The organism is Aneurinibacillus tyrosinisolvens, assembly GCF_001015055.1.
GTDB classification, from domain to species: domain Bacteria; phylum Bacillota; class Bacilli; order Aneurinibacillales; family Aneurinibacillaceae; genus Aneurinibacillus_A; species Aneurinibacillus_A tyrosinisolvens.
In genome coordinates this window covers 13,493-39,906 of record NZ_BBWZ01000026.1, presented here as the reverse complement: position 1 = coordinate 39,906, position 26,414 = coordinate 13,493, and the positions used below count along the sequence as shown (strand labels likewise).

Sequence of the window (26,414 nt, the reverse complement as noted above, 5' to 3'; positions counted from 1 at the left end):
GACGTCAATGGAGTCATTTTTTCAATTGATTCAAGGATTCGAGACCGCTCTAACATGGTGGAATCTTCTGTACTGTTTAGCCGGTGTGTCGGTAGGAATGCTCGTCGGGATTTTGCCGGGACTTGGCCCTACGACAGGAACGGCTCTTCTGCTCCCCATCACCTTTGGAATGGAACCTGTTTCCGCTATTATCATGCTGTCAGGTATTTACTACGGCTCAATGTACGGAGGAACCATTACATCGGTTCTTATTAACACGCCGGGTGAAGCCGCTTCTGTCATCACCTGTCTTGATGGATATCCTCTTGCCAGGCAAGGAAGGGCAGGAGTTGCTCTCGGAGTAGCGGGGATTGGGTCCTTTATCGGTGGTACAATTTCCATTATCGGTTTGGCATTTGTAGGCCCTCCATTGGCAGAGTTCGCTTTGCGTTTTGGTCCTCCGGAGTTTTTTGCTTTGATGGTGCTAGGGTTAATTATGGTCATAGGCTTGATGGGAAAATCGATTATACGCGGAATGACGGCCGCCGTTCTAGGTTTGTCATTGTCCCTTTTTGGGATGGACCCGGTTTCCGGTACCGCTCGATTTACATTTGGGGATCCTCACTTAATGAATGGTTTTGATTTTGTTACCGTAGCCATGGGGTTGTTTGGCCTTTCTGAGATATTAATAGGGCTGGAAAGCATAACCAGGGCCGAAAAAATTCCAAAGGTCGAAGGATTGCTGCCAAGGCGTGGTGAATGGAAACCGACCATGGGAGCTATTGGAAGGGGAACTGGACTCGGCTTTTTAATTGGGCTTATTCCAGGCTCGAACTCTGTAATTCCGGCTATCCTCTCTTATTCTTTGGAAAAGAAGTTAGCCAAAGATCCTTCCAGGTTCGGACAGGGGGCCATCGAGGGTGTTGCCGGACCTGAAACCGCAAATAATTCCTATTGTGGGGCTGCTCTCATTCCTTTATTTACTTTGGGATTGCCGAGTTCACCTACGATTGCCGTCCTCCTGGGCGCCTTTATGATGCATGGATTAACGCCGGGGCCTATTTTATTCCAAAGCAATCCAGAGCTTGTCTGGGCAATCATTGCCAGTATGTTTGTCGGAAACTTGATTCTATTATTCATGAATTTACCTATGGCAGGATTATGGGCTAAAATTGCCATGATCCCAGGCAAGTTATTGTATCCCTTGATTTTGGCCATTTCGGTTTTGGGCGCGTATAGTGTAAGTAATAGTCTATGGGATGTAGGGGTAATGATGGGATTCGGCATCATGGGTTATTTTATGAAAAAGCTGGATATTCCTATGGCACCCATCGTCTTAACGTTTGTTTTAGGCCGCTTGATGGAGAGTTCTTTATTGCAATCACTTAAGTTATTTAACGGTAATTTTATGGAACTTTTTCAGCGTCCCATTTCAGGCGGGTTATTAATCCTTTCTATCATCATTCTCATTGTTAGTTTTGTTTTGAGAATAAGGAAAACGAAATTTATCATTGCTAGTGACGTGGAAATGTAAACTGATTATCTAAACCGGTCCGCCAAACATCCGGGTATTCTGAAGAGAGGTACCGTGGCGGATCTTTTTTTATTGTAATGAAAGATTGATTTTTCTAAAAATAAACTATATTATGTAATATATCAGATAAAAAATACTAGGATGAATTTCTTCATTTATTATTGTTTTATCGTTATACATAACAGGAAAAGAGGGAGAAAAATGATGCAGCCTATCTATGTACCGGTGGACTCTCTGAAGGAGCATTGCCGCCAAATTTTGCGTAAAGCTTCCCTGCCGCTGGAAGAGGCGGAAGCGGTCGCTGATAATTTAGTGGATGCGAACCTGACAGGTGTCGATTCACATGGGGTAACCCGTTTAGCTGATTACCTTACACGGCTCGAAAACGGCGTAATTAATAATAAAACAAACCTCACAGTTATCAGGGAGCGGGAAACAACCGCCTTGTATGATGCAAACAATGGCTGGGGGCAATATGCGGGAAAAATAGCCATGGAAAAAGCGATTGAGAAAGCGAAAAAATATGGCAGCGCGTTTGTCGGGGTGAATAACTCAAACCATTTTGGTACGGCTGCTTATTTTGCACGGATGGCAGCACAGGCGGATTGCCTTGGGATTGTGCAGACCAATGCTTCACCGCTAATGGTAGCCTGGGGTTCGAAAAAGCCAACGCTTGGCACAAACCCCATTGCGGTTTCCGTGCCGACCCACCGTCATCCGGTGACGCTTGACATGGCGACCAGCAATGTGGCGCGCGGAAAAATCAACCTCGCTGTTAAAAACAAAGCGGCGATCCCTGAAGGCTGGGCGATAACAGTTGATGGGGAGCCTACGACAGACGCCGAAGAGGCACTAAAAGGATTTCTGCTTCCATTTGGCGCCAAAGGATCAGGCCTGGCGATGATGATCGATATCATGAGCGGGGTGATGACAAACGCGCTGTTCGGTGAAGACGTACCGCGGATGTATGATGATCCGGCGCCACAGCAGCTTGGCCACTTGTTTATCGTGTTTGATATTTCCAGTTTCATGGATGTGCAGCAATTTAAAGATCGAATGGACCAGCGTGTTAAGCAAACTGTGGAAAGTCCAGCCGCGCCGGGGTATGACCGTGTATATATGCCGGGCGAGATTGAACAATTGAAGCGGGAAAGATGCGCAGCCGAAGGCGTTCCGTTAAGCCGGGCTATCTATGAAGAACTACAGCGGCTGGGAAAGAAATATGGTGTTGAGACAGAAGACTTTGCGATTTCACTAACCTGAGAAGGAGGGACAATGATGGTGAATGTAAATACAGTGCCGACTGAAACGAAGAAAATGGTGTTGACCGGAGGCCAGGCTGTGGTCGAAGTACTGCGGCGCGAAGGGGTAGAGAAAGCGTTTTGTGTACCGGCGGAAAGTTTTTTGCCGGTAATGGATGCGATGTACGATTACCCTGACATTCAATTAATTTCAACCCGCCATGAAGGCGGGGCCGCTTTTATGGCGGAAGCGTATGCAAAAGCATCGGGCAAGGTAGGGGTCTGTATGGGTACGCGCGGGGTCGGATCGGCGAATCTCGCCATTGGCATTCATACCGCTTTTCAGGATTCAACCCCCATGGTTGCCTTAATTGGCCAGGTAGAGCGGGGCTTTCGCGGACGCGAAGGATTTCAGGAAGTCGATTTGAGTGATTTTTACAGCCACATTACTAAATGGGCGGTGGAAATTTCTGACCCAAAACGGGTGCCGGAGTTACTCCATCGGGCATTTCGCGTAGCCCAATCCGGGCGCCCAGGACCCGTTGTGGTTAGCCTGCCGGTCGATATGCTGCAGCAGCAGGCAGAAGCCGTGTTTCAAAATCATATGCTGCCTTCCACTCCAGCGCCGGATATGCGCAGGCTTGCAGCCGCAAACGAATTGCTGGCAGGTGCGAAAAAGCCGCTTATCATTGTCGGCGGTGGCGTAACGGCAACGAATGCGCAGGATGACCTGGTCCAGCTATCTGAACGGCTTGGCGTTCCGGTAATGACAAGCTTCCGGCGTCATGATGCTTTTCCGAATCGCCATAAGAATTATGCAGGACAAATCGGGCTGGGTCCGCATCCCGATTTGCTGGATTATGTAAAAGAAGCAGACGTAATTTTGGCCATTGGCATGAAGTTCTCGCAAATTGTCACGCAGAACTATACATTGATACAGCCGGAAACAAAGCTGATTCATATTGATATCGATGAACAGGCAATCGGCAAGTTTTATGATACGGCTATCGGGATTGTCAGCGATGCAAAGCTCGCAATTCAGGCGCTGGCAGAGCTGAATAAAGAGGCTGCTGTTTCGTCCGGGCGTCTGCGGTACTGTCAGGAAATAAGAGAAGTATACGAAACAGTGTCTCTTCCGAAACAGATGTACCGGGATGACTTTGTCAATTTAGAGGGGCTTGTTTATGACCTGCAGGTAACACTTCCGCCGGATGCTGTACTGACAAGCGATGCGGGTAATTTCTCCGGCTGGATTCAGCGTTATTATCAGTTTGAACAGCCGAGGACATATCTTGGTCCAACTTCCGGCGCGATGGGCTATTCCGTACCTGCGGCTGTAGGTGCCAAGTTGGCCTTCCCGCATCGTCCGGTTATTTCAATCGCTGGAGATGGCGGATTTATGATGACGCTACAAGAGCTGGAAACGGCGCTCCGCTATGAACTACCGATTATTTCGCTTGTGATTAATAACAACATGTATGGCACCATTCGGATGCATCAGGAAAGAAATTACCCTGGACGGGTCATCGGTACTGCTCTTTCCAATCCGGATTATGTAGCGCTGGCACAAGCATTTGGCGCGCACGGCGAACGAGTGGAAAGAAACGACCAGTTTATCCCTGTGTTACAGAAAGCGCTTGCCGCAAAGGTTCCAACCTTAATTGAGGTGGTAACCGACCCGAATGTCATCTCTGTGAATGCGACAATTGACAGCCTGCGCAAGGGAACTAAATAGAGGAGGATGCCAATGTTTTCTTCATTTTTATGCCCAACCGAGATTCATCTTGGAATCGGTTCACTAAAAAAGGTAGAAGAAATTGTGATGAGCGAAGGTTTTAAAAAAGCGCTTATCGTAACGGACAAGGGAATTAGAAATGCAGGTATCGTTGCACCACTTGAAAAGCTGCTTCAGGAGGTAAACCTGGCATTCAGCATTTTTGATGGTGTCGAGCCAAATCCAACGCAGCATCTGGTGGAGGGAGGTTTTGCGTTTTTACAGCAGGAAGCACCCGATGTATTAATTGCAATTGGCGGCGGCAGCTCAATTGATACGGCGAAAGCATTTGGTATTTTAGCAACAAATGAAGGAAGGATTGCCGATTTTAAAGGTGTTGGCAAGGTGGAAATTCCCATTCTCCCGGTTATCGCGATTCCGACCACAGCGGGAACAGGAAGCGAAGTAACGACTGTTACTGTGCTTACGGATACAGAGCAGAAGGTAAAGTACTCAATCGGAGGGCGAAATGTAGCCGCTAGATGGGCAATTATCGATGCGGAATTAACGGTTACGATGCCTCCGCATGTTACCGCTGCGACCGGCATTGACGCGCTCACCCATGCGGTAGAGTCATATACCTCGAAGCTGTCCTATTCTGTAACCGATGCCCTGGCAAGAGAAGCGATTTCGCTAATTGGCAGGCACCTCCGTACCGCAGTCTACCAGGGAGAAAATTTGGAAGCGCGCAGTAAAATGCTGGAAGCCAGCCTGATTGCCGGACTTGCGTTTAACAACGCGAAATTAGGCTTTGCCATTCGTTGTGCAACCCGCTGGGCGCGCATTTTAATATCGCACATGGGGTAGCGAACGCAATTCTGCTGCCGCATGTGACGAGATTCAATTTGCCTGCGCGGATCGATAAGTACGCGGATGTCGCTGAGCTACTAGGGGAATCGGTATCAGGATTATCAAAAACAGAGGCGGCGGAAAAAACGGTAAGTGCCATTGAACAGCTAAACCGTGATGTTAGCATTCCGGCCCGCCTATCAGACGTAGGCGTTACCGAGGATTATTTGGAACAGATGGCGGAAGAAAGCATAGGAAACCCACTCGTCAATATTAACCCGCGGAAGGCGACGCAGGAAGACTTATTGCAAATCTATAAAAATTGCTATTAAAGGAGGAAATCAATATGTATATCAATGGAAAATGGATTGAAAAAGGAATAGACGAGGTTGTTGTACGAAACCCGGCAAACGGCGAAGTTGTCGGCCGTGTGGCGAAAGTTGGGAAAGAAGAAGTAGAAGAAGCGATTGAAGCGGCCAATGCCGCGTTTAAAACATGGTCGAAGCTGCCGGCAATTGAGCGGAGCAATTACATGTACCGGGTTGCAGAAATCATGCGGGAGCGAAAAGAAGATCTTGCCCGGACGGGAACGCTGGAGATGGGAAAAGCGCTTGCCGACATGCGCGGCGAAGTGCAGATCGCCATTGATTATGTTCAGTGGTACGCCGAGGAAGGACGCCGCGTCTATGGTGAAACGATTCCAACGAATGCAGCTAATAAGCGTGTTTCTGTTATTAAGCAGCCGATCGGTGTTGTAGGAGCCATTACACCATGGAATTTCCCGGTTTCAATGATTACACGAAAAATTTCTCCGGCTTTGGCCGCAGGATGTACGGTTGTTGTCAAGCCGGCTTCCCAGTCCCCTCTTTCAGCCAAATTGATTTTTGAAATCTTTGAGGAAGCCGGAATTCCGGCCGGTGTAGTTAACCTTGTGCTAGGCGATGCCCGCGAAGTATCGGAAGCCATGCTAAAAAGTACAAAAGTGAAGAAAATCAGTTTTACCGGTTCGACAGAAGTCGGTAAGAAATTAATGGCCGGTGGCGCTGAAACGGTAAAGAAAATGTCGCTGGAATTAGGCGGACATGCACCCTATATTGTGTTTGAAGATGCCGATCTTGATTTAGCGGTCGATGGACTTGTGTCAGGCAAGTTTCGCTGCGCCGGACAGACATGTGTATGCATGAATCGGGTCTACGTGCAGGAATCGGTTATAGAAGCATTTAGCGAGAAGCTGGTTGAGAAGGTCTCGGCACTAAAAATAGGGAACGGCCTTGATTCGGCAACGAATGTCGGTCCGCTCGTTGACCAGAAAGGGGTAGAGAAATCGGAAGAGCATGTAAAGGATGCGGTCAGCAAGGGAGCAAAAGTGCTGGTTGGCGGTCAGCGCCCGCAGCAGCCCGAATTTGCAAACGGCAGCTTTTATGAGCCGACCGTGCTTGCAAACGTGGATGAAACGATGTTGATTTCTTATGAAGAAACGTTTGGTCCTGTTGCGCCGATTTTCACTTTCAAGACGGAAGAAGAAGTTATTGAAAAAGCAAACAACACGCCGTACGGCCTGGCCTCTTATTTCTATACGAACGATTTATCCCGCAGCCACCGGGTAGCCGAGCAGCTTGAATTCGGTATTGTTGGCGTTAATGATTCACTTCCAATTACTGCGGCCGTACCATTCGGCGGTATTAAAGAAAGCGGGAACGGCAAGGAAGGCGGCCACCATGGAATGGAGGAATATTTAATTGAAAAATTAATTTCTGTTCGCCTGCAGGATTAACCTTCTCAGCGATAGGAAGGAGGCAGCGGAATGACAAGGTATAAGGTAATTATTAGCGATTACGACTTTGGAAATATCGATTTAGAAACTGAAGTGATAAAGCGGCAATTGGGAGACGGCGCCGAGGTCATAGGATTGAACGCGGAAAACGAAGCGGAATTTCTTGCGCAGGCAAAGGATGCGGACGCGATTATTACTCAGTACTTTAATGTTAACGGGACAATGATTGAACAATTGGAAACCTGCAAAATTATTGCCCGCTACGGAACCGGGGTTGATATTGTTGATGTAAAAACAGCGACAAAACAGGGCATCCTTGTCACCAATGTTCCCGATTACTGTCACCACGAAGTGGCCGACCATGCGGTTACGCTGCTGCTTTCTTTGGTGCGAAAAATTAAAATGTATGATCAAGCTGTGCGTGCCAGCGAGTGGCGATGGCAATCCGGGCAGTTCATCCACCGGATTCAGCAGAAAAAGCTCGGTCTTGTTGGGTTTGGCCTGATTGCTAAAGCGATTGCAGCAAGAGTAAAGGGATTCGGTATGGAAACGATGGCCTACACGCCGCACCTAACGCAGGAGGCGGCGGCCCAATATGGGGTGCAGGCCGTCTCGTTTGAACAGTTACTCACCACAAGTGACTATATTATTGTACAGGCACCTTTGACTGATGAGACCTGGCATATGTTTAGCGACAGGGAATTCGCTATGATGAAGCAAGGAGTGATTTTCATAAACACAGCCCGGGGTCCGATTGTGGACCAATCGGCCTTGATTCAAGCGCTGGAGACAGGGAAAGTAGGCGGCGCTGGACTCGATGACATTGAGGAGGAACCGGCCAAACTGCATGACTGGCAGGCAGACTCACAATTGTTTGCTTTCGACAATGTAATTATCACACCGCATGCCGCTTATTATTCGGAAGAATCCATTGCAGAATCGCGTCGCCGAGCGGCGGAAGAAGTGGCTCGTGTACTGGCCGGTTTTCCGCCGAAGCATCCGGTCAACCAACCCGTTGCTGCAATATAAGCTGGCTTGTTACGTCCATCAGAAATTCGACCTACAACAGAAAGAGAGAAAGGCATAAACAACGCGCCTTTCTCTTTTCTGACCCTACCGTGTTTTGTACCAGTTACCTGCCAGGCTGGGGAAATATAATCTTATATAAGTAATCCATGATATTGTATACTAAGGAGGGAGGGAAGGGAAGAAGATGGAAATGACAACCGCTTTTGATAACCGCAATCTTAATGAACGGACATATCTTTATTTGCGCGATAAAATTTTCCGCAATGAATTAGAACCAGGTGCACGAATTAACTACGAAGAGTTAATCGAGGAATTAGGAGTTAGCCGTACACCTCTGCGCGACGCATTAAATCGGTTGCAGCAAGATGGTTTAATTGAGGTGAAGCCGCGTTCAGGTACCTTCGTCAGCACGCCGAAACCGAAAGATATCGAAGAGATTTATGATTTGCGCAAAGGGCTGGAGAGCCTGGCCATAGAACTAGCCGTTCCCCGCATTCCAAAGCACATTCTTGAACAGCTGCTCAATGAGATGAGGGAAATCGAAATGGAAATCCAGAAGGGAAACATGCCGCTCTTCTTTCAATCCGATCGCAAATTGCACCGGACAATTATCCAGTACTCCGGCAACCAGCGCTTGATTAGTTTTATGGAAACGCTCGAAGTGCAAATTAAATGGTTTGGCATTATTATGACGAAGAATTTTGACCGTCCACTGCAGGCGAACGAAATGCACAAAAAGTTCCTAACCGCAATGTATAATGGAGACGTAGTCCAGGCGAAAAAAACGATGGAACAGCACATCGAAGAAATAAAAAGCCATATTATGAGCGATTACTCATGAAAGTTGCTTTTTACGATTCTCCCACGGCATAAGCTAGTGGGATTCTTACTTTATTGCTGTTTTCTTATCCGTAATCAATTGACAATTTTTAGAAAAATAAATATAATCAAATTATTTTATAAGGGAGGAAGTACAATGGAAACATTAGTATGGACTGGACCAAAACGGATGGAAATGCGGCAGGGAGATGAACCGCGCATAACAGAAAATGAAGTGTTAATAAAGGTTGAAGCGGCCGGTATTTGCGGATCTGAAATTGAAGGCTATCTTGGCCATAACAGCCTGCGTGTACCGCCGCTCGTGATGGGCCATGAATTCAGCGGGAAAGTTTATGAGGTCGGATCCGGTGTAGATGGATTTTCACAGGGCCAGTCTGTCGTAGTGAATCCAATTCTCTCATGCGGACAGTGCAATCAGTGCCGGAAAGGATGGCCCCAGCTCTGTGCGCAGCGAGGGATTATTGGGGTTCATCGTCCCGGTGCGTTTGCCGAGTTTGTCAGTGTGCCGGCATCCTCCCTACATGTAATCCCGGATACGCTCAGCCCTTACAGGGCTTCCTTAACCGAGCCGCTCGCCTGCTCACTGCGTGCAGCAAGACGGGCGATGCAAAACCACCCGTTCGCGAATGTCGTAGTGTTTGGAGCAGGAACGATTGGCTTGCTCAGTTTTCTTGTGGCACAAATCCTGGGGGCAGCGAAAGTAATCGTAGTGGATACAAATGAAGCAAGGCTGCGAACTCCGGCTAATCTGGGAGCATACGGCACAATTACGCCGGAGTCAGGTTATATCAAAAAAATTAAAGATGCAATGGGACCTTCCGGAATTGATGTCGTGATTGACGCGGCTGGTTTTCAACCTACACGGACAGCCGCCGTCGAACTGGTGAATCCGGGGGGCACCATTATGAATATCGGCCTTGGCATTGATGACACAGTACTGCCTATCAATCATTGCATTCGCAGTGAGATTAATGTTCTGGGTTCCTTCTCCTATAACGCGCAGGATTTCTACGACGCAATCGAGCTTTTAAAAGCCGGGAAAATTGATGAAGAGCAGTGGTCAGAAATCCGTTCACTGAAAGAAGGCGACGAGGCGTTTCAGGATTTAATCCATCATCGTGTGCAGCATGCGAAGATTTTCTTAACGCCATAGAAATTAAACTTACATAAAAACACCTCCCTTTGTTCATATGAATAAAAGGGAGGTGTTTTTCACATTTAGCGGCCTAGCCATCCACCATCGACAGCGAGCGAATGGCCGTGAACGTAATTTGATGCATCGGAAGCCAAAAACACGACAGTTCCTTTGAAATCTTCTGGATTTCCCCAGCGTCCGGCTGGAATCCTGTCAAGGATTTGGCTATTCCGCGTTTCATCATTAATTAAGGCGGTATTCAGATCGGTTGCAATGTAGCCGGGGGCAATGGCATTTACATTTATATTGTGCTGCGCCCATTCATTTGACAAAGCTTTTGTTAGCTGCGCGACGCCTCCTTTTGCTGCGGCATAAGCCGGAACCGTGATTCCACCTTGAAAAGAAAGGAGGGAGGCGGTGTTAATGATTTTCCCTTTTTTCTGTGGAACCATATAGCGCCCAGCCTGCTGGGATAAAAGCCAGACGGCTTTTAAATTTACCTGAATCACATCGTCCCAATCCGATTCTTGAAAATCTACAGAAGGGGAGCGGCGTTGAATACCTGCATTGTTTACTAAAATATCAATTTTTCCAAAAGACGACACCACGTTAGGTATAGCTTCTTTTACCTGGTTACTATTTTCCATATCACAGGGAATAATTGTGCATTTTCTTCCCAGTTTCTCCAGCTCTTCTTTTAACTCATATTGCTCGGGCGAGCGTTGAAGCAGGGCAATATCCGCTCCTGCTTCTGCTAAAGCCAGAGCCATTGCGCGTCCGATTCCTCTGGTAGCTCCTGTTACTGCTGCAACTTTCCCGTCTAATTTAAATAAATCAATGATCATGTTTGCTCCCCTTTTTACGGTTGAATTAGAATCTTTAAAGATACATCGGGGTTTTCCATCAATTCAAACCCTTCAGCAATTTGTTCAAGGGAAAGCTGATGCGAAATAACCTGCGAAACATCAATAATCCCGTTTGCCATAAGCCGAATTGCTTTTTCAAAATCACCCCGGCTATAACACCTTGTCGTCGTTAAAGATATTTCTTTAAAATGCATGGCTGCTAAATCAACAACTGGCGGTTGCTTGAATACACTAACGACTACAATCTGTCCTTGAATTTTGATCAGATCCGTCATCTGCCTGGCAGTAGCCGGAGATCCTGCAACTTCAAAAACAATATCTGCTCCAACCCTATCTGTAAGCGCAGCCACTTTTTCATTAACATTTTCTTCTTTGGCATCCAGTGCAATGAATCCTAGTTCTTTTGCTTTGTTTAAACGGTAAGGGCTAATGTCGGACACAATAACTTGATTTGCTCCAGCTTGTTTGGCTACCAAACCGATAAGCAGCCCAATAGGACCGCCCCCCAGGATAACAAGGTTGTCTCCTACTTTCAAATCGGAGCGGCGCACTGTGTGGACTGCTACGGCCAGAGGTTCTGCCAGGGATGCATGAGCAGCGGAGAGTCCCTCAGGGATTTGATGAAGCCGGCGCAAGGGGACTGCTGCATATTCAGCAAATCCGCCATGATGATCAATTCCAATAAGCTTTAACGTTTTGCATACATGATACTGTCCTGATGTACAGGCTTCACAAGTCCCGCAGCTAAGTGTGGGCTCTATTACCACTCTGTCTCCAATTGCAAAAGAACAATCACCGTTAATGTCTTCGATTACACCGGCAAATTCATGCCCCATTGCCAGAGGGGCTTTTGCTCTGGGGTGCCTGCCGAAATAAATCATCATATCGGTTCCGCAAATGCCTGCATAAGATACCTTAATAAGTGCTTCTCCCTGCTTTAATAATGGTTTGTCTACTTCTCCAACAACTACTTTTTTTTCTGAAACATACAATCCGGCTCTCATACTGCTCATCTTTGTGCACCTCCAACATGGCTATCTATGTATCAGACCATGACTTTTTATTAACTCTAATTAAGTATAGCAATCTTATAAATATTTTCACTATAAAAATAATTAGTAATGTTTAAGATGATTGTTCTGTTCATCATGAATTATAATACCCGATTTTCCTACTATCCTCTGGCCATTGTGTTTTGCCAGCAGGCTCAGGATGCCGTCAATGATATAATATGAATATCGGTTCGGTTTTTCCTCGGCTCAGCCCGTGAAGGAAGTTTCGAGTGACTGATAAGGAAAAAGATTTTTTTTTCATTTATTCTAAATGGCACAGGTGGCTCATTATGCATATTTTATTTTTTGCGCCTTATTTCAACCAGCCCAGAGGAAACTCAACAACAATTAAACGACTTGTCCATTTTCTTCAGCAGCAAAGTATTAATGCATCTGTTATTCCCTATTTGGAAAAGGATAATTGGCATCAACCTCGTGCTGATATTTTTCACATCTTACATGCCACGCGATTTTTACTCTGGGCAAAGAACAATCATTTCATCTTAAACCGCCCGTACATCGTAACAATGGGTGGTACAGATATTAATATCGATTTACAACAGGAAAGCATGGATGACGACATGTTCGCCTTCTTAAATGATGCTGCCTATATTACTGTTTTTACAGAAGATGCAAAGGAAAAGGTACTGCGTTTATCACCGGGATGGATCGATAAAACGTTCGTTGTCCCCCAGGGTATTTGGCAGCCCTGGACTGTATCGGCCATAGAAGAAGAAATGGCTCCCCGTATTCTGCTTCCCGCTGGTTTGCGTCCGGTAAAAGACGTGCTGCATGTTCTTCCGGCACTTGATGAGCTGATTCATAAATATCCTGAAATGAATTTTACAATCCTTGGTGCGAATTTGGATCACAACGTTTATGAGCAGGTGCAAAGAAAAACAGAGCAGCGTCATTGGATGGATTATGCGGGGGTTGTTCCCTACGAGGTTATGAAATTCTGGTACGAACAAGCTCAAATGGTAATCAACACTTCTCTATCGGAAGGCCAGTCCCTTGCACTTATGGAGGCAATGGCAGTGGGACGGCCTGTCATCGCGCGAAAAAATGAAGCGAATGTACAATTGATTGATCATGAACAAACCGGGTGGCTTTATGAAACACTGGATGAGTTTATAGAAGCGGTTGATTCCATTGTGACGAATGCGCCCCTGCGGGAGAAGGTTGTCCGGCAGGCAAAAAGCTGGAATGCCGAACACGCTTCACCGGAAAAAGAAGCAAATGCTTATGTACGTTTGTACAGAAGCTTATAACAACCGGTGTTGTATTCGGCAAATGATGAACTTTTGGGTGAATGCCGTCATACCATACATTATTAACTACGTTACAAAGGAAGTTTGTCTATAACGGCGTTAGTGCAATGAATACGACCGATGAAGATATTGCAGATTCGAACAATACAGATGTGATTTAAGTGAGAATAAAGGAGGAGAGGAATATACCTAATCTAACGGTTCATCAAAGCATTGTTATTCACAGCTTACGAGTGGATAGCGTTACAAATTCATCCGTTCTGCAAATTGGAAGTGCCGGTATAATCAAGCCTCTGTCTAACGTATATAATACAGGTGAATCTGCCGAACCTGCCGCAAAACCTGAAACATCCAGGCAATCACAGGCTCATTTAGTACCGTTGCCCGCTCCAAGGTGATTTCCTTTGTAATAAATCATTTCGTTATGGGCTAACACCCATCCTCCTATTTGCATAGGATAAAGCAAAGGGGGGTCAGTTGTATGTATCCCGGTAATATGCAATCATTTTTTCAACAGATGTATGCCCATATAAACTGGCAAACCGAGAAAATGAACCAATTAGAGACGATTATTCAGCAGTTGCAGGAAAAAGTTACCGTAGAACAGGAAGCGCCGATCGCTCAAGTAGAGGAGAGGATCCGGGAACTGCAGGATGAAGTTGCCGCACAGCAGCAAGGATCAATAAATCAACTGGCAAAGACAGTTCAGCAGCTGCAGCGTGAAATTAGCCTGTTGAAAACCCAGCGCCCGGTTATTGTAGAAAAAATGGAATACAAATTCGACCAATTAAAGGTTGAGAAACTCGAAGGAACTTTAAATATTGGCGTTACTCCTAATAGTTTAGGAAACATTGATCAATTGACTGCCAATGACCAAACGGTTGAAGATGTCCCGCTTCAACCTCAACAATCACATTCTTTCCGCCAGATTAAAAATCAGCTTGAACACTATTTAAAACGAGAACTTCCTAAAGAAATCAATGCGATGGAAAGAAAATATAAATACAAATTAGATGAGGAATCTCACCAATTTATCATTGAAGATATTAGAAGACAGATGGATGATCGCATTTATTATTATCTCAATGAAATGAATAAAGATGGTGCTGCCACTCGTTCGGATTCTGTAAGGGAAACCATCATTAAAAAAGTAAGAAGAGATATTCGAACTGGAATTGAAAATTATGTTCGTGCATTATCAAGTGGGGAGAATGAGACTTAATGAAAATGAGTGTAATTAATAAAGAACTTTCAGTTGGAAACATCCGGATTCTCGAAATTTCTACTTCTTCCGTTTTTTTAATAGGGGATACGAAGGTCATTACTTGTTCTTCTGTTTCCGAGGCGCCACCTGAATCGCCTGTAACCGGGACACAGGTTCCTCCGTCACCACCGGCAGCAAGAGGCCGTTCATTGTGAGTGTAAGAATATCAGTTGTTAAAAAGATTGAAATTCTCAGTGTTTCATCAAGCGCTATCGTTCACATAGGGGATGCAGTCAAGGTAAAACCTCGCTCAAAAACAATTGAACTAGAACGTGATCTTCCTGCCTTTACTGAAAATGAAGCAGATTTCTCCCACTACTCAGTATTCAGTATTCCTATTTCCCAACCTACTGTTCAAGAAAATGTTGACATGACTGTAAAGAACAAGTCCCCGTGGATTAAAGTAAATCAGGTCAACGTCGTGGATATTTCTTCATCCTCAATTTTTCAAGTTGGTTCTAATCAATCAATGAATACAGAAGCCCGGTATAAACAAATTCGCCAATCTCGCTAAAAAATTAAGAGGTGTTCGTTTTAATTAGTGAATGTGTCCAAGCGGTAGAAAGATTATAAACTTTTGGAATAGAAATATATAAAGCTAAAGAATAGGCAGTATAATGGTATAATGAGGTATGAATACAAATAAGGAATCATTGGGAATTATGGAGGTGACCCTTCGGGGAATCGATGGACGAAGTTATTAATTTACTTTTGGTCGCAATCTTAATTATTGCAACAGCTTTCTTTGTTGCGGCAGAGTTTGCGCTGGTTAGGGTGCGGCCTACCCGGGTTAATCAAATAGCGATGGAAGGAAACAAATCGGCACGTGCCGTGCAGCGAATCCTTGAGAACCTGGACGGATATTTATCTGCCTGCCAGCTTGGCATTACGGTCACTGCGCTGGGAATCGGCTGGCTGGGGGAACCGACCATTCATCATTTACTCCACCCTTTATTTATGGAGTGGAATGTTCCGGAGGGAGTAGCGAACCCCCTTTCTTTCATCCTTGCTTTTTCAATCATTACATTCCTGCATGTCGTTCTGGGGGAATTAACGCCCAAGACCTTTGCCATTCAAAAAGCAGAAAATATTTGTTTGTGGATAGCAAGACCGCTTATCAACTTCAACAAAATTATGTATCCGTTTATTTGGTCGTTAAATGGCTCCGCCAGGTTTATTGCTCGTTTATTCGGTCTGAAACCGGCCAGTGAGCATGAACATGCCCATTCGGAGGAAGAACTGCGTCTCATTCTGACTGAAAGTTTGGAAGGTGGAGAAATTAACGCTGTTGAGTATACATATGTAAACAATATTTTTAAGTTCGATGAACGGGTTGCCCGTGAAATTATGGTGCCGCGGACGGAAATGGCCTGCCTCTATGTTGGCGCAGAGGTAGAGGAGAACTTACGGACAATTCGTGAAGAGGGCTTTACACGCTACCCGGTAGCCGATGGAGATAAGGATCATATTATTGGGATTTTACATACGAAAGAACTTCTTATGCGATACTTAGAAGACAAGGACTTCGACACGAAGACACTTGTTCGGCCGGCCTTATTTGTTAATGAAGCAACCCCGATAGAAAAGCTCCTGCGAAACATGCAGGAAGAAGGAACCTCGGTTGCCATTCTTATTGACGAGTACGGGGGAACAGCAGGGCTTGTGGCGATGGAAGATATACTGGAGGAAATCGTGGGAGAGATTCGCGACGAATTTGATACGGACGAACGTCCTCCCGTTGAGGAAATAGGAGAAAATCATTTTGTCCTGGATAATAAATTGCTGCTTACTGAAGTGGAGGAATTAACGGGAATTGAGGCTGATCCGGAGTTTGATACGATTGGCGGGTGGGTGGCTGCCCATATTCCCGAAGTTGAAGAAGGAAGGCAGATAGAACATGAGGGCTGGCAGTTTAAAGTCCAGGAAACCGAGGGGCTGCAAATCAAGCGGATTGAAATAGTAAAGGTTCAGTAACAGTCAGGATCCAAACAGAAGCAGCTAGCACGGTTTGGATTTTTCCTCATCATAATAATTTAATAAAATGTTGGATAGTCTAAAAGAGGTGGAGATTTACCATTTCTCCACCTACAGAACCGGTAGGATAAGAAAAAGGGCGGGATCTGCAGGTCCCATCCTTTTTCTTATCCAACACTTTCCATTACACACAGTGCATAAGAACATGCTTTTTATATAAAGCTACAGTTACAAGGTTAAAACCTTGTAACTAATCCTCAATAAAGGAGATGAAAACAATGTCAGGACGCAGTGGCGGTCGAAACAAACTTCTCGTACCTCAAGCAAGACAGGGACTGGAACAATTTAAGTATGAAATCGCAACAGAGTTTGGTATCCAGGTTGGTGCTGACCAAACTTCCCGTGCAAACGGTTCCGTTGGTGGAGAAATGGTAAAGCGTATGATTACACTAGCTGAGTCACAACTCGGCGGAGGCGCAGTTCGTTAATCAATGATTTAAAACCGAATATAATGGCAATGAAGAGGAGCGAATGCGATCGCTCCTCTTTCTTCTGTGTTTTCCACTTTACAAAGCGTTTTCTACCTTCTTACTTTGATTTTTCACTCTGCCAAAGAAGAGAACCCCGGCAATGATAACAAAGCTTAATCCCCACTTAAGGATGGAATTGTCTTCGAACAGGCCTTTTAGAAAAGGTTCATCTACCACCATTTTAGAGGCGGTCCAGGCCAGCACTCCTGCTCCAATATAAATGATAGCCGGGTAACGTTCTACCCATTTAAGAATCAGTGTACTTCCCCAGACTACAATCGGCACACTGATTAATAGCCCCAAAACAACAAGGACAAAGCTTCCGTGGGAAGCACCTGCAACGGCAAGCACGTTATCTAATCCCATCACGGTATCTGCAACGACAATCGTTTTAACGGCCGCCCATAAACTCGCGCCTGCTTTCACGTTTTCGTGGTCCTTTTCTTCGACAAGAAGCTTATACGCGATCCAGATGAGCAGTAAGCCTCCAACGAGCAATAAACCCGGAATTTTCATCAGCCATACAACAGCCAGCGTTAACAATGAACGAATGGCAATGGCTCCAACCGTTCCCCAAAATATCACTTTCTTCTGCTGATCTTTCGGCAAGTTACGTGCCGAAAGCCCGATGACAATCGCGTTATCTCCTGCTAAAACGAGGTCAATAATAACAATGGCAAACAGCGCTGACCAGAACTCTGGAGAGAAGAAATCCATTACTACCACTCCTTAATATCATATTTGTCTTTTAATTCTTTCGGCGATATTTTTACGATTCGTTGGAGAACAAAAGTCAATACGGCTACGTCATCTAAGATGCCGAAGAAGGCTAAAAAATCCGGAATAGCATCGAAAGGAAATAAAAAATAACCTATCACCAATAACGATGAAAATAATTTCTTACGCATCGGAACTCTTTTTGAGGTAAAGAATTCGAATAGAAACGGAAGAAATCGTTTAACGTTAAGAATAAAACGCAGTCTCCTTGTGAACTTGCCCATACTATTCTCCTTTCTTAAAAAATAAAAATGACCTTTACCAGATGAAGGTAAAGGTCATTAAACAATAAAAACCTTTACCATACCGGTAAAGGTCTCGCTAACAACTTCAATCGTTGCCAACAAAGCCGAGGGCGGAAACCCTGAATTGACGACTTTGCTGTACAGCTACTCCCCTTTAAAGGAATAATACTATACTATTTATTTACATCATAAATACATTTTTCCTATAAGTCAAGCCGAATTTTTCAAAATCTAATAAGACTGGGTGAAAAATATTCTAAAAATAGACAATATTATTATTTGTTGTTACAATATTTATGAATGGTTAGCCGTGATAAATCAGAAAAAGGAGCACGGTACATAGTCAATTACCCGCCACTTAGAACCTAACGGTTCTTGAAGTGGGGGCTTATCAAAGCCCTGATTGACTAGCTTGGGTTCCTTAGATACCGGAAAGCCCGCTTTTTGAATCGCAGGAAGCCCGAAGGCTGGCTTGCACCGTCGGTGCAACACAAGGTCGACAGCCATCTCAAGCTGATTGACCGCCTGCATCGTCTTCTGCCCATTCGTCAACTCACCATCGAGGTGGCCCAATTTGACATTCAGAAAATCAAGAACCCGCTGATACAGGAAACCGAGTATCAGCAGGGTAATCAGCTTGGCTTCTGGAACGTGCGAGAATACGTCTTGTGGCGGGATAATCACACCTGCCAGCACTGTAAAGGCAAGTCAAAAGACAAAATTCTCAACGTGCATCACCGGGAATCACGCAAAGGCGGCTGCCGGCAGAAAAATACGGCTCCGAAGTGGGTGCATGGGTTCCAGTTGTTCGACAAGGTGTGCTTCGAAGGACAGGAGTGTTTTATCTTTGGGCGAAGAAGCTCTGGGTATTTTGATGTACGAAAGCTGGATGGCACACGGATACATGCCAGTGCCAGCTACAAAAAACTACAGGTCGTTGAACGAGCCACGACGTTATTAATCGAGAGGAGGCAAGGCGAATTCCTCCCCGCCCTGTAGAGGACGGGGTATCCTTTGCCGATTTAGATGAACACACAAATAGAATGGCTGGAGCGCTTTCCCCTTCCGGTCCTGATTACGAATGAACAGGGGAGCGTACAGGCCTATAACCATTTGTTCTCTGGACTATGTGAGGAAAATTTTATCAAAGCAGGCATGCAGGCAGAAGAAATATTCGCCCGGTGGAAAACGCAATCACCTGATATCGGACTCGTTGAAATTGGCAATAACCATTTTATTATACTGCATCGAAACTTTACCTGGAGCTCAGAGAATCTGCTCCTTTACCTTCTTGTTGATGGTTCGCAGGTCTATTGTTTGAAAGAGCAAATTGCACAATTAGGTAAAATAAATAATGAACTGGATACCATTATCGAAAATTCCTATGATGTCATTTATATTACCGATAGAGAAGGAATCACCCTGAAAACGAATTCCGCCATTGAGCGGGTTACCGGAATTCCTAAAAAATACTATATTGGAAAAAACGTTAACGCTTTAGTTGATAGAGGGATTTTAAAGGAAACGGTTACTTTCAAAGTAGTCGAGCAGAAAAAGCCGGTAAGTGTCATACAAAAAAATTTCGCAGGAAGAGAAACTCTGATGACCGGAAGCCCTATTTTTAACGAGGCAGGCGAAATTGAAAAAGTAGTCACGAACATAAGGGATCTCTCCGAGCTAAACGCGCTTCAGAAGGAATTGGAGAAGGTGCACGAACTAAACAATCAATATAAGAAAGAGCTGGAAAGATTAAAATCAAACAAACTGAAAAACGAAAACGTTATCATAGAAAGCCAGGCAATGAAAGAGATTTATGACATGAGTGAACGCATCGCGGATTTTGATGCGACCGTTCTCCTTCTCGGGGAAACCGGTGTCGGAAAGGATGTTCTGGCAAGACATATTTACTGTTCCGGAAACCGGCATGAAAAAGGGGAATTTATCAAAATTAATTGCGGGGCTATTCCGCATGAACTTCTTGAATCGGAATTATTCGGCTATGAAGCAGGTGCTTTTACAGGAGCGAACCGGACCGGAAAAGCAGGGATGTTCGAATTGGCTCACAAGGGCGTTCTTTTTCTCGATGAAGTAGGGGAAATGCCGCTTGCCCTCCAGGTGAAGCTGCTGCGCGCATTGCAGGAAAAACAAATCCAGCGTATTGGCGGCATAAGGCCAAAAAATGTCGATGTACGGGTGATTGCAGCTACCAATCGAAACCTCAAAGAAATGGTAAGCCAGGGGGAATTTAGAGAAGATTTATTTTACCGTCTGAATGTGCTTCCTATTTTGATTCCCCCTTTACGGGAAAGAAGGGATGATATTCTCCCGCTCATCCACTATTTTTTAGATAAATTAAACGATAAGTACGCAGTTTCTAAACAATTCGACCGCAGTTTACGGGAGTTTCTCTACCATTATGCCTGGCCGGGCAATGTCCGCGAAATGGCAAACCTCGTGGAGAGGCTGATCCTTACGATTACCTCGAAAGTGATTACAGCGAACGATTTGCCTGCTGAGTATAAAGAAAATGAAAAATCGCCTGTCCGTTATACAAAAATAACAACCTTAAAGGAAGCAGTTGAAGTAGCCGAACGGGAATTACTGGCACTCGCTGTTAAAAATTTCCCCAGCACCTATCGAATGGCCGAGGTGTTAGGAACGAGCCAGCCTACCATCGTACGAAAACTTAAAAAATACAATTTTTAAAAGCACTGGTCCAGTGCTTTTTTTATTTGGCATTATATGGCGAACAATACATTTATGAATCGGTAATACAAAATAGACGCAGTAAAGCAATGAAATTAATTCAATTCTGTATCGTTTGTTTTCTTCCCTTATAAAAAGCCTGTGGAACAGGCGGGATGGCTTGGCATCACATTTGCAATTCAAAATATAACAGGAAAGACGAGGAGGGGAAACTAGATGCTCACAGTGAATCAGCTTGCCGCAGCGTATGGAAAAATCCAGGTTCTTCACGGCATTACTCTACATGTAGAGAAAGGAGAAATCGTTGCGATTATAGGAAGTAACGGTGCCGGGAAATCTACGACCTTAAAATCGATTTTAGGGGAATTAAAGCCTACGGGAGGTGACGTGAAGTTTCTCGGCCGTTCGATCACCGGGTGTTCCGTTTCTGAGACGGTTAAGAAAGGGATTGCGATTGTTCCGGAAGGAAGGCAAATTTTTCCTCATTTAACCGTGTGGGAAAACCTTCTCATGGGTGGATATATGAACTATTTTCGCAGCAAAAAAGACGTAATCGGACGCGCCGAAGAAATGCTCGACTTATTTCCACGATTAAAGGAACGCTTAAAAGTAAAAGCAGGGACGGTTAGTGGAGGGGAGCAGCAGATGGTGGCAGTTGGCAGAGCACTAATGACAAATCCGCAATTACTAATGCTTGATGAACCTACCCTTGGTCTTGCACCTAATATTGTTGATAATCTTTTTTCTATTATTGCGGATTTAAACAGCAGGGGATTAACGGTACTGCTCGTGGAGCAAAAGGCATACCGTGCCCTGGAGGTCAGCCACCGGACGTATGCGATTGAAACCGGCAAAATTGCCGTAGAAGGAAAATCGGCGGATCTTATCAATGACACGTATGTCAAACAAGTGTATTTGGGGCAGGTTAGCTAACAAACGGCACGGGAGGGGAACAGAACATGTGACGCAGCGGATACACTATTTATCCAAATGAAGTAGAGGAAATGGGAGGATAAGATGAACAACGATATTGTGATTGTATCGGCTGTACGGACAGCGGTAGGTAAGTTTGGCGGGACATTAAAAGACTTGAGTTCAGGCCATCTGGGAGCCATTGCCATCAAAGAAGCGATACGGCGTGCACAAATAAACCCGGAACTGGTGGACGAGGTCATTATGGGTGAAGTACGCCAAACAACAGAGTCATCCAATATGGCCCGTGTTGCTGCGCTTCGTTCCGGTATTCCGGAAACAGCGACAGCGTATACTGTGAATCGCCTCTGTGCCTCAGGCATGCAGGCTATCGCATCCGGCGTCCAGCAAATTGCATTTGGCCAGGCCGATGTTATAGTGGCGGGAGGGGCGGAAAGCCTCAGCTGCTCTCCGATTTATCTTCGCAATTCCCGTTTTGGGGAAGGCAATCCGATGCTCGTAGATTCTAACCTTGAAAACGGGCAGCAGCCGGTTGAAACATATGGAAATGGGCTTGGCATGGGGATAACGGCAGAGAACGTTGCGGAGAAATATGGGATTACACGGGAAGACCAGGATGCCTTCGCCCTGGAGAGCCAGCGGCGGGCGGCCATCGCTATTCGTACCGGAAAGTTTAGAGACGAAATTGTACCAATTGAAGTAAAGCAAAAAAAGAAAACGGTTTTATTTGACACGGACGAATTCCCGCGGGAGACATCAATGGAGCAATTGGCGGCGTTAAAACCGGCATTTAAGCAAGGTGGAACAGTGACAGCAGGAAATGCATGCGGAAGAAATGACGGGGCGGCGGCCGTTGTTATGATGTCAAAGGAAAAGGCACAAAGCCTTGGCCTTACCCCAATGGCGCGAATTATCGGCTGGGCTGCTTCGGGTGTTTCCCCTGAGGTCATGGGAATCGGCCCCGTACCGGCGATAAAGAAACTTCTAGGGAAGATAAACATGAACCTGTCAGATTTTTCATTGATTGAATTGAATGAGGCATTTGCCGCTCAATCCCTGGCCGTGATAAGGGAAGCAGGCCTGAATATGGAGGGGGTCAATGTAAATGGTGGGGCAATTGCCTTAGGGCACCCGCTTGGTGCAACCGGGGCAAAAATCATTGTGACATTGCTGCACGAAATGCAGCGCCGCAATGAACAATTCGGACTGGCCACACTTTGTGTAGGCGGAGGCCAGGGAATGGCAATCGCAATAGAAAAAATATTATGAATTGATACAATTATGTATCAAAAAAATAACACAATAATGAGAACATAAGGGGGACATAACGTGATAGTGACAATGAACGAGGAATTAGAACAAATAAAAAACATGGTGCGGGATTTTGTCGAATATGAAGTAGAGCCCTATGCACAGCAAATTGAAGAAGAAGATGTGCTTCCCCAGCATTTAGTAGACAAGGCGAAGGAGCTCGGCATGTTTGGCTTAAGCATTCCGGAAGCGTACGGGGGAATCGGCTTGAACACAGTGGGGAAAGCGCTCGTTCTTGAGCAGCTGGGCCGTACGCACAATGGTTTTGTTTCTCTTATTAGCGCCCATACCGGAATCGGAAGTACCGGGCTCGTAAAATTAGCCTCCGATTCCTTGAAAGCGAAATATTTACCTGATATGGCGGCAGGAAGAAAAATTGCTGCGTTCGCTTTATCCGAGCCCGGTGCCGGCTCGGATGCCACTAATCTGTCGACGAAGGCAGTAAAAAAGGGAGATAAGTGGATTCTTAATGGCATGAAGCATTTCATTACGAACGGCCCCATCGCCGATGTTTTTACTGTCTTTGCTGTAACGGATAAAGAAAAAGGAGCCAAAGGCGGTATCACTTCTTTTTTGGTTGAAAAAAATTTTCCTGGCCTTATTGTCGGGAAAACGGATAAAAAAATGGGATTACGTGGTTCCTACACTTCTCAAATCATTTTTGAAGACTGTGAAGTGCCGGAAGAAAACGTCATTGGCGAAGTGGGGCTTGGCTACTCCTCCGCCCTGCGTATTCTCGGGGAGGGCCGCGTAGGGCTTGCCGCCCGTTCGGTCGGTTCCTGCGCGAAGTTGATCGAAATGTCTGCACGCTATGCCCAGGAGCGGGTGCAATTTGGCAAACCGATTGCCGCAAATCAGGGAATACAGTGGATGATAGCGGAGATGGCTACCGAAACCGAAGCGGCCCGTGCCCTGACCTACCAGGCGGCCTCGCTTATCGATTCCGGAAAAAAAGCCATTAAAGAAGCTTCCATGGCGAAGCTGTTTGCCACAGATGTATTTAACAGAGTAGCAGACAAAGCAGTGCAAATTCATGGGGGAATGGGTTATATGGCCGAATACCCGGTGGAGCGTTTCTACCGTGATGCACGCATTACGAAAATTTATGAAGGAACGAATGAAATCCAAAAGATCATCATCTCCCAGCGTGTATTTGAGGAGTGTGCGAAATAACGATGCATACCAGGAATTATGGAAGCGCTATCTTTATCTTGCTTTTATGCCTAAATAAAAAATGAGATTGAGGTGGAACCAATGATAAAAAAGGGATTTTTCATATTATTAAGCATGATGCTCGTTATCGCCATATTAATCGGTTGTACCCGCACGGATAGCAAACAGACTTCAAGCGCTCCCGCCAAAAACACTTCCGGCGATTCCAAAACGGTGAAAATCGGGATTATCGGAGCAAGGACAGGAGCTTCCGCTACGCTTGGCCAATATCTGGATGGAGCCATCGCTGCGTTTAACAAAATAAATGATGCTGGCGGCATTAATGGATATAAGTTTGAAGTCATCGTTCGCGATGATGAAGCGAACCCGACGAAGGCAAAAGAGCTGGTGAAAGATCTCCTTTATAAGGAAGGTGTTTCAGCCATCATTGGTCCAACGAACACTTCCAATGCCCTGGCTATGCTTCCCGAGGTTTTCAAGGCCAAGGTTCCTCTCATTGACCCGGTAGCTACAGGTTCAAAGATTGGAGAAGAAGCAAAGAAGCTTGCAAAAGGCGATAAAAATTATTTCTTCCGGACAACTACGCCTGACTATACCCAGGCAGACGCAATTGCCGGCTACTTAAAAGCAAAAGGCATCCAAAAGCCGGTCATCCTGCACGATGAAACAGCATATGGAAAAGGCGGTCTAAAGGAAATTCAAGCCGCCCTGGATAAAGCCGGAGTAAAACCGGTTAAAGAAGTCGGTTTCCCAATGAGTACCTCAGATTTAACGCCTCAGGTAATGGAAGCAAAACAAGCACAGGCTGATGCGCTTGTTGTCTGGGCACTCGGCCACGATCAGGCTCAAATTGCAAAAGCGAAGCAAAAGCTTGGCTTCACCGTCCCGATGGTTGGTTCAACCGCCATGCAGCAGACGAATTTCCGTGAATTAGCGGGAGATGCAGCAAACGGAAACATCAGTATTTGGCCTTCCAATCATGTGCGTGCACAGAAGGAAGGCAAGCTGTCCCAGCGCATTACAGATGCGTATGAAGTATACAAGAAGTACTTCCCGAAAGGATATTCCCTTGAGGATGCCGGTTCTCTTATGTTCGCTTATGATGCCGCTATGATCGTTGCTAGTGCAGTAGAGAAAGCAGGCAACGACCCTGCAGGCATCCGCGATGCGATGGAAAGCCTGCCGCATAAAAATATAGCTTCGAAAGACCTGCTCCAATACAGTGCGGACAATCACGAAGCGTGGGAAAGCAAAGATATCGGGATGGTTAAAATTGAGGACAATAAAATATACCAATTGAATGAATAGGGGGAGCCAGCTATGACTTCCGATCTTATTACGCAATTGCTTGTTTCTGGGCTGACCATGGGCAGTATTTATGCCCTGGTCGCCATTGCCTATAATATTATTTTTTCTACTACCCACATTATTAACTTTGCGACCGGGGAATTTGTGATGCTGGGGGCGCTTGTTACCCTCTCGCTCGTCACCGGCTTACATATTCCCAGCCTGCTGGCGATTCCGGTTACGATGATTGTTGTTGCCATTGTCGGCCTCATTGTAGAGCGTGTTGCTTACCGGCCGGTACAGGGCAAGAAGGTAGCAGGCCACAGCATTGCCTGGATTATTAGCACACTGGCTTTCTCTATCATTCTGCAAAATGTCGCAATGTTAATCTGGGGCAAAGAGTTTTTGCCGGTTCCTGCCCCGTTTGGCAATCGGACCGTTTCATTTATGGGCGCTGTTATTGATACGAATCAGATTTACATTTTCCTGGCAGCCCTTATTATTGCACTCTTGGTCGAAGTGCTGTTAAACAAAACCTACATTGGCATGATGATTAAAGCTACCAGCGTAAACAGGCGGGCAGCAGAGTATATGGGAATCAAAACAACCTTCGTTATTTCCCTGTCTTTCGCTATTGCCGGGGGTGTTTCCTCGATTGCTGGAATACTGGTGAGTCCGCTTACATTTGCCAGCAGCACCATGGGGCTCTTAATTGGTTTAAAAGGATTTGCCGTTGCGATTATGGGGGGCCTCGGAAGCGGCCACGGAGCGATTATCGCCGGACTTGTTCTCGGTGTATGTGAAGTGTTTGCCGGTTCCATTTTCTCTCCGGGCTACCGTGACATTGTTGCCTTTGTCCTTCTCATCGCTGTTCTTGCTTTAAAACCGGACGGGCTATTTGGCGAAGCCATCCAGGAGAAAGCCTAAGGG

The 26,414-nt window shown here is 45.7% G+C and carries 24 protein-coding genes and 2 pseudogenes; 22 read left to right on the top strand and 4 right to left on the bottom strand.

Going from position 1 to position 26,414, the window contains the following annotated elements; genetic code table 11:
• The first annotated feature begins 7 nt into the window (after positions 1–7).
• The 8 genes and pseudogenes from MBEAL2_RS19160 to MBEAL2_RS19125 all read left to right on the top strand — a co-directional run bounded on the left by MBEAL2_RS19160 (position 8) and on the right by MBEAL2_RS19125 (position 10,113).
• Entirely contained in the window at positions 8–1,513 is a 1,506-nt protein-coding gene (locus tag MBEAL2_RS19160) for a tripartite tricarboxylate transporter permease (RefSeq protein WP_047153879.1), read from the top strand.
• Between the two features lie 201 nt (positions 1,514–1,714).
• Positions 1,715–2,776: an Ldh family oxidoreductase gene (locus MBEAL2_RS19155; protein WP_047153878.1), complete on the top strand. Its 1,062-nt coding sequence runs from the start codon at positions 1,715–1,717 to the stop codon at positions 2,774–2,776.
• A 12-nt stretch (positions 2,777–2,788) separates the two neighbouring features.
• On the top strand, positions 2,789–4,489 hold the full coding sequence (locus MBEAL2_RS19150; RefSeq protein WP_369405512.1) for a thiamine pyrophosphate-dependent enzyme: 1,701 nt from the start codon (positions 2,789–2,791) through the stop codon (positions 4,487–4,489).
• A gap of 6 nt (positions 4,490–4,495) precedes the next feature.
• A pseudogene (locus MBEAL2_RS19145) lies at positions 4,496–5,649 on the top strand (iron-containing alcohol dehydrogenase).
• Positions 5,650–5,663: 14 nt separating this feature from the next.
• Positions 5,664–7,091 (top strand): NAD-dependent succinate-semialdehyde dehydrogenase, encoded by a 1,428-nt coding sequence (locus MBEAL2_RS19140; RefSeq protein WP_047153876.1) that lies wholly within the window; start codon positions 5,664–5,666, stop codon positions 7,089–7,091.
• Positions 7,092–7,121: 30 nt separating this feature from the next.
• Positions 7,122–8,120, top strand: a complete 999-nt coding sequence (locus MBEAL2_RS19135) for a C-terminal binding protein (protein ID WP_047153875.1) — start codon at positions 7,122–7,124, stop codon at positions 8,118–8,120.
• 184 nt (positions 8,121–8,304) lie between these two features.
• Positions 8,305–8,961, top strand: coding sequence for a GntR family transcriptional regulator (locus MBEAL2_RS19130; RefSeq protein WP_047153874.1), 657 nt, complete (start codon positions 8,305–8,307; stop codon positions 8,959–8,961).
• 135 nt (positions 8,962–9,096) lie between these two features.
• The gene (locus MBEAL2_RS19125) at positions 9,097–10,113 is read left to right on the top strand and encodes a galactitol-1-phosphate 5-dehydrogenase (protein WP_047153873.1); all 1,017 of its coding nucleotides are present in this window, start codon (positions 9,097–9,099) and stop codon (positions 10,111–10,113) included.
• Between the two features lie 65 nt (positions 10,114–10,178).
• Here the strand turns inward: MBEAL2_RS19125 and MBEAL2_RS19120 are convergent, their stop codons facing one another.
• Entirely contained in the window at positions 10,179–10,940 is a 762-nt protein-coding gene (locus tag MBEAL2_RS19120) for an SDR family oxidoreductase (RefSeq protein WP_047153872.1), read from the bottom strand.
• 14 nt (positions 10,941–10,954) lie between these two features.
• Entirely contained in the window at positions 10,955–11,974 is a 1,020-nt protein-coding gene (locus MBEAL2_RS19115) for a zinc-dependent alcohol dehydrogenase (protein WP_236692941.1), read from the bottom strand.
• 329 nt (positions 11,975–12,303) lie between these two features.
• Between MBEAL2_RS19115 and MBEAL2_RS19110 the strand changes: the two genes are divergently transcribed.
• The 7 genes from MBEAL2_RS19110 (at position 12,304) to MBEAL2_RS19085 (ending at position 17,010) form a co-directional block, all read left to right on the top strand.
• Entirely contained in the window at positions 12,304–13,284 is a 981-nt protein-coding gene (locus MBEAL2_RS19110; protein ID WP_152667850.1) for a glycosyltransferase, read from the top strand.
• Between the two features lie 161 nt (positions 13,285–13,445).
• Entirely contained in the window at positions 13,446–13,682 is a 237-nt protein-coding gene (locus MBEAL2_RS30415; protein WP_439644889.1) for a spore germination protein GerPB, read from the top strand.
• Between the two features lie 83 nt (positions 13,683–13,765).
• Entirely contained in the window at positions 13,766–14,506 is a 741-nt protein-coding gene (gerPC, locus tag MBEAL2_RS19105) for a spore germination protein GerPC (RefSeq protein WP_047153870.1), read from the top strand.
• A complete protein-coding gene (locus tag MBEAL2_RS19100; protein WP_047153869.1) occupies positions 14,506–14,703 on the top strand; it encodes a spore germination protein GerPD in 198 nt (65 codons plus the stop codon). Before gerPC ends, MBEAL2_RS19100 begins: the two co-directional genes overlap by 1 nt.
• On the top strand, positions 14,700–15,062 hold the full coding sequence (locus MBEAL2_RS19095; RefSeq protein ID WP_047153868.1) for a spore germination protein GerPE: 363 nt from the start codon (positions 14,700–14,702) through the stop codon (positions 15,060–15,062). Before MBEAL2_RS19100 ends, MBEAL2_RS19095 begins: the two co-directional genes overlap by 4 nt.
• A 173-nt stretch (positions 15,063–15,235) precedes the next feature.
• On the top strand, positions 15,236–16,522 hold the full coding sequence (locus tag MBEAL2_RS19090; RefSeq protein WP_047153867.1) for a hemolysin family protein: 1,287 nt from the start codon (positions 15,236–15,238) through the stop codon (positions 16,520–16,522).
• A 278-nt stretch (positions 16,523–16,800) separates the two neighbouring features.
• Positions 16,801–17,010, top strand: coding sequence for an alpha/beta-type small acid-soluble spore protein (locus MBEAL2_RS19085; protein ID WP_152667849.1), 210 nt, complete (start codon positions 16,801–16,803; stop codon positions 17,008–17,010).
• Positions 17,011–17,088: 78 nt separating this feature from the next.
• On the opposite strand, the gene MBEAL2_RS19080 is transcribed toward MBEAL2_RS19085, so the two are convergent.
• Together MBEAL2_RS19080 and MBEAL2_RS19075 are read right to left on the bottom strand one after the other, a co-directional pair.
• Positions 17,089–17,769, bottom strand: a complete 681-nt coding sequence (locus MBEAL2_RS19080; protein ID WP_047153865.1) for a TerC family protein — start codon at positions 17,767–17,769, stop codon at positions 17,089–17,091.
• A 2-nt stretch (positions 17,770–17,771) separates the two neighbouring features.
• Entirely contained in the window at positions 17,772–18,053 is a 282-nt protein-coding gene (locus MBEAL2_RS19075) for a YkvA family protein (protein WP_047153864.1), read from the bottom strand.
• A 453-nt stretch (positions 18,054–18,506) separates the two neighbouring features.
• Between MBEAL2_RS19075 and MBEAL2_RS19070 the strand changes: the two are divergent.
• The 7 genes and pseudogenes from MBEAL2_RS19070 to MBEAL2_RS19040 form a co-directional block, all read left to right on the top strand.
• Positions 18,507–19,073: pseudogene (locus tag MBEAL2_RS19070) on the top strand (RRXRR domain-containing protein); the annotation flags it as partial.
• A 27-nt stretch (positions 19,074–19,100) separates the two neighbouring features.
• Positions 19,101–20,780: a sigma-54 interaction domain-containing protein gene (locus MBEAL2_RS19065; RefSeq protein ID WP_047153863.1), complete on the top strand. Its 1,680-nt coding sequence runs from the start codon at positions 19,101–19,103 to the stop codon at positions 20,778–20,780.
• Positions 20,781–20,996: 216 nt separating this feature from the next.
• Positions 20,997–21,713 carry an ABC transporter ATP-binding protein gene (locus MBEAL2_RS19060; protein ID WP_047153862.1) on the top strand — a complete coding sequence of 239 codons (717 nt, stop codon included), beginning with the start codon at positions 20,997–20,999 and terminating at the stop codon, positions 21,711–21,713.
• Positions 21,714–21,797: 84 nt separating this feature from the next.
• Complete coding sequence (locus tag MBEAL2_RS19055; RefSeq protein ID WP_047153861.1) at positions 21,798–22,982, top strand: thiolase family protein; 1,185 nt, start codon at positions 21,798–21,800, stop codon at positions 22,980–22,982.
• A 60-nt stretch (positions 22,983–23,042) separates the two neighbouring features.
• Positions 23,043–24,197, top strand: a complete 1,155-nt coding sequence (locus MBEAL2_RS19050; protein ID WP_082130032.1) for an acyl-CoA dehydrogenase family protein — start codon at positions 23,043–23,045, stop codon at positions 24,195–24,197.
• 81 nt (positions 24,198–24,278) lie between these two features.
• Positions 24,279–25,505: an ABC transporter substrate-binding protein gene (locus tag MBEAL2_RS19045; protein ID WP_047153860.1), complete on the top strand. Its 1,227-nt coding sequence runs from the start codon at positions 24,279–24,281 to the stop codon at positions 25,503–25,505.
• Positions 25,506–25,517: 12 nt separating this feature from the next.
• Positions 25,518–26,411 (top strand): branched-chain amino acid ABC transporter permease, encoded by an 894-nt coding sequence (locus MBEAL2_RS19040; protein ID WP_047153859.1) that lies wholly within the window; start codon positions 25,518–25,520, stop codon positions 26,409–26,411.
• The last annotated feature ends 3 nt before the right edge of the window (positions 26,412–26,414 follow it).

Bases quoted from the DNA above. Each gene is read 5' to 3' on its own strand.
- MBEAL2_RS19110 (WP_152667850.1), top strand. From the start codon at position 12,304: ATGCATATTTTATTTTTTGCGCCTTATTTCAACCAGCCCAGAGGAAAC.
- gerPC (WP_047153870.1), top strand. From the start codon at position 13,766: ATGTATCCCGGTAATATGCAATCATTTTTTCAACAGATGTATGCCCAT.
- MBEAL2_RS19040 (WP_047153859.1), top strand. From the start codon at position 25,518: ATGACTTCCGATCTTATTACGCAATTGCTTGTTTCTGGGCTGACCATG.
- MBEAL2_RS19045 (WP_047153860.1), top strand. From the start codon at position 24,279: ATGATAAAAAAGGGATTTTTCATATTATTAAGCATGATGCTCGTTATC.
- MBEAL2_RS19125 (WP_047153873.1), top strand. From the start codon at position 9,097: ATGGAAACATTAGTATGGACTGGACCAAAACGGATGGAAATGCGGCAG.
- MBEAL2_RS19150 (WP_369405512.1), top strand. From the start codon at position 2,789: ATGATGGTGAATGTAAATACAGTGCCGACTGAAACGAAGAAAATGGTG.
- MBEAL2_RS19065 (WP_047153863.1), top strand. From the start codon at position 19,101: ATGAACACACAAATAGAATGGCTGGAGCGCTTTCCCCTTCCGGTCCTG.
- MBEAL2_RS19075 (WP_047153864.1), bottom strand. From the start codon at position 18,053: ATGGGCAAGTTCACAAGGAGACTGCGTTTTATTCTTAACGTTAAACGA.
- MBEAL2_RS19060 (WP_047153862.1), top strand. From the start codon at position 20,997: ATGCTCACAGTGAATCAGCTTGCCGCAGCGTATGGAAAAATCCAGGTT.
- MBEAL2_RS19100 (WP_047153869.1), top strand. From the start codon at position 14,506: ATGAAAATGAGTGTAATTAATAAAGAACTTTCAGTTGGAAACATCCGG.
- MBEAL2_RS19055 (WP_047153861.1), top strand. From the start codon at position 21,798: ATGAACAACGATATTGTGATTGTATCGGCTGTACGGACAGCGGTAGGT.
- MBEAL2_RS19090 (WP_047153867.1), top strand. From the start codon at position 15,236: ATGGACGAAGTTATTAATTTACTTTTGGTCGCAATCTTAATTATTGCA.
- MBEAL2_RS19160 (WP_047153879.1), top strand. From the start codon at position 8: ATGGAGTCATTTTTTCAATTGATTCAAGGATTCGAGACCGCTCTAACA.
- MBEAL2_RS19085 (WP_152667849.1), top strand. From the start codon at position 16,801: ATGTCAGGACGCAGTGGCGGTCGAAACAAACTTCTCGTACCTCAAGCA.
- MBEAL2_RS19130 (WP_047153874.1), top strand. From the start codon at position 8,305: ATGGAAATGACAACCGCTTTTGATAACCGCAATCTTAATGAACGGACA.
- MBEAL2_RS19120 (WP_047153872.1), bottom strand. From the start codon at position 10,940: ATGATCATTGATTTATTTAAATTAGACGGGAAAGTTGCAGCAGTAACA.
- MBEAL2_RS19155 (WP_047153878.1), top strand. From the start codon at position 1,715: ATGATGCAGCCTATCTATGTACCGGTGGACTCTCTGAAGGAGCATTGC.
- MBEAL2_RS19115 (WP_236692941.1), bottom strand. From the start codon at position 11,974: ATGAGCAGTATGAGAGCCGGATTGTATGTTTCAGAAAAAAAAGTAGTT.
- MBEAL2_RS19140 (WP_047153876.1), top strand. From the start codon at position 5,664: ATGTATATCAATGGAAAATGGATTGAAAAAGGAATAGACGAGGTTGTT.
- MBEAL2_RS19080 (WP_047153865.1), bottom strand. From the start codon at position 17,769: ATGGATTTCTTCTCTCCAGAGTTCTGGTCAGCGCTGTTTGCCATTGTT.
- MBEAL2_RS19135 (WP_047153875.1), top strand. From the start codon at position 7,122: ATGACAAGGTATAAGGTAATTATTAGCGATTACGACTTTGGAAATATC.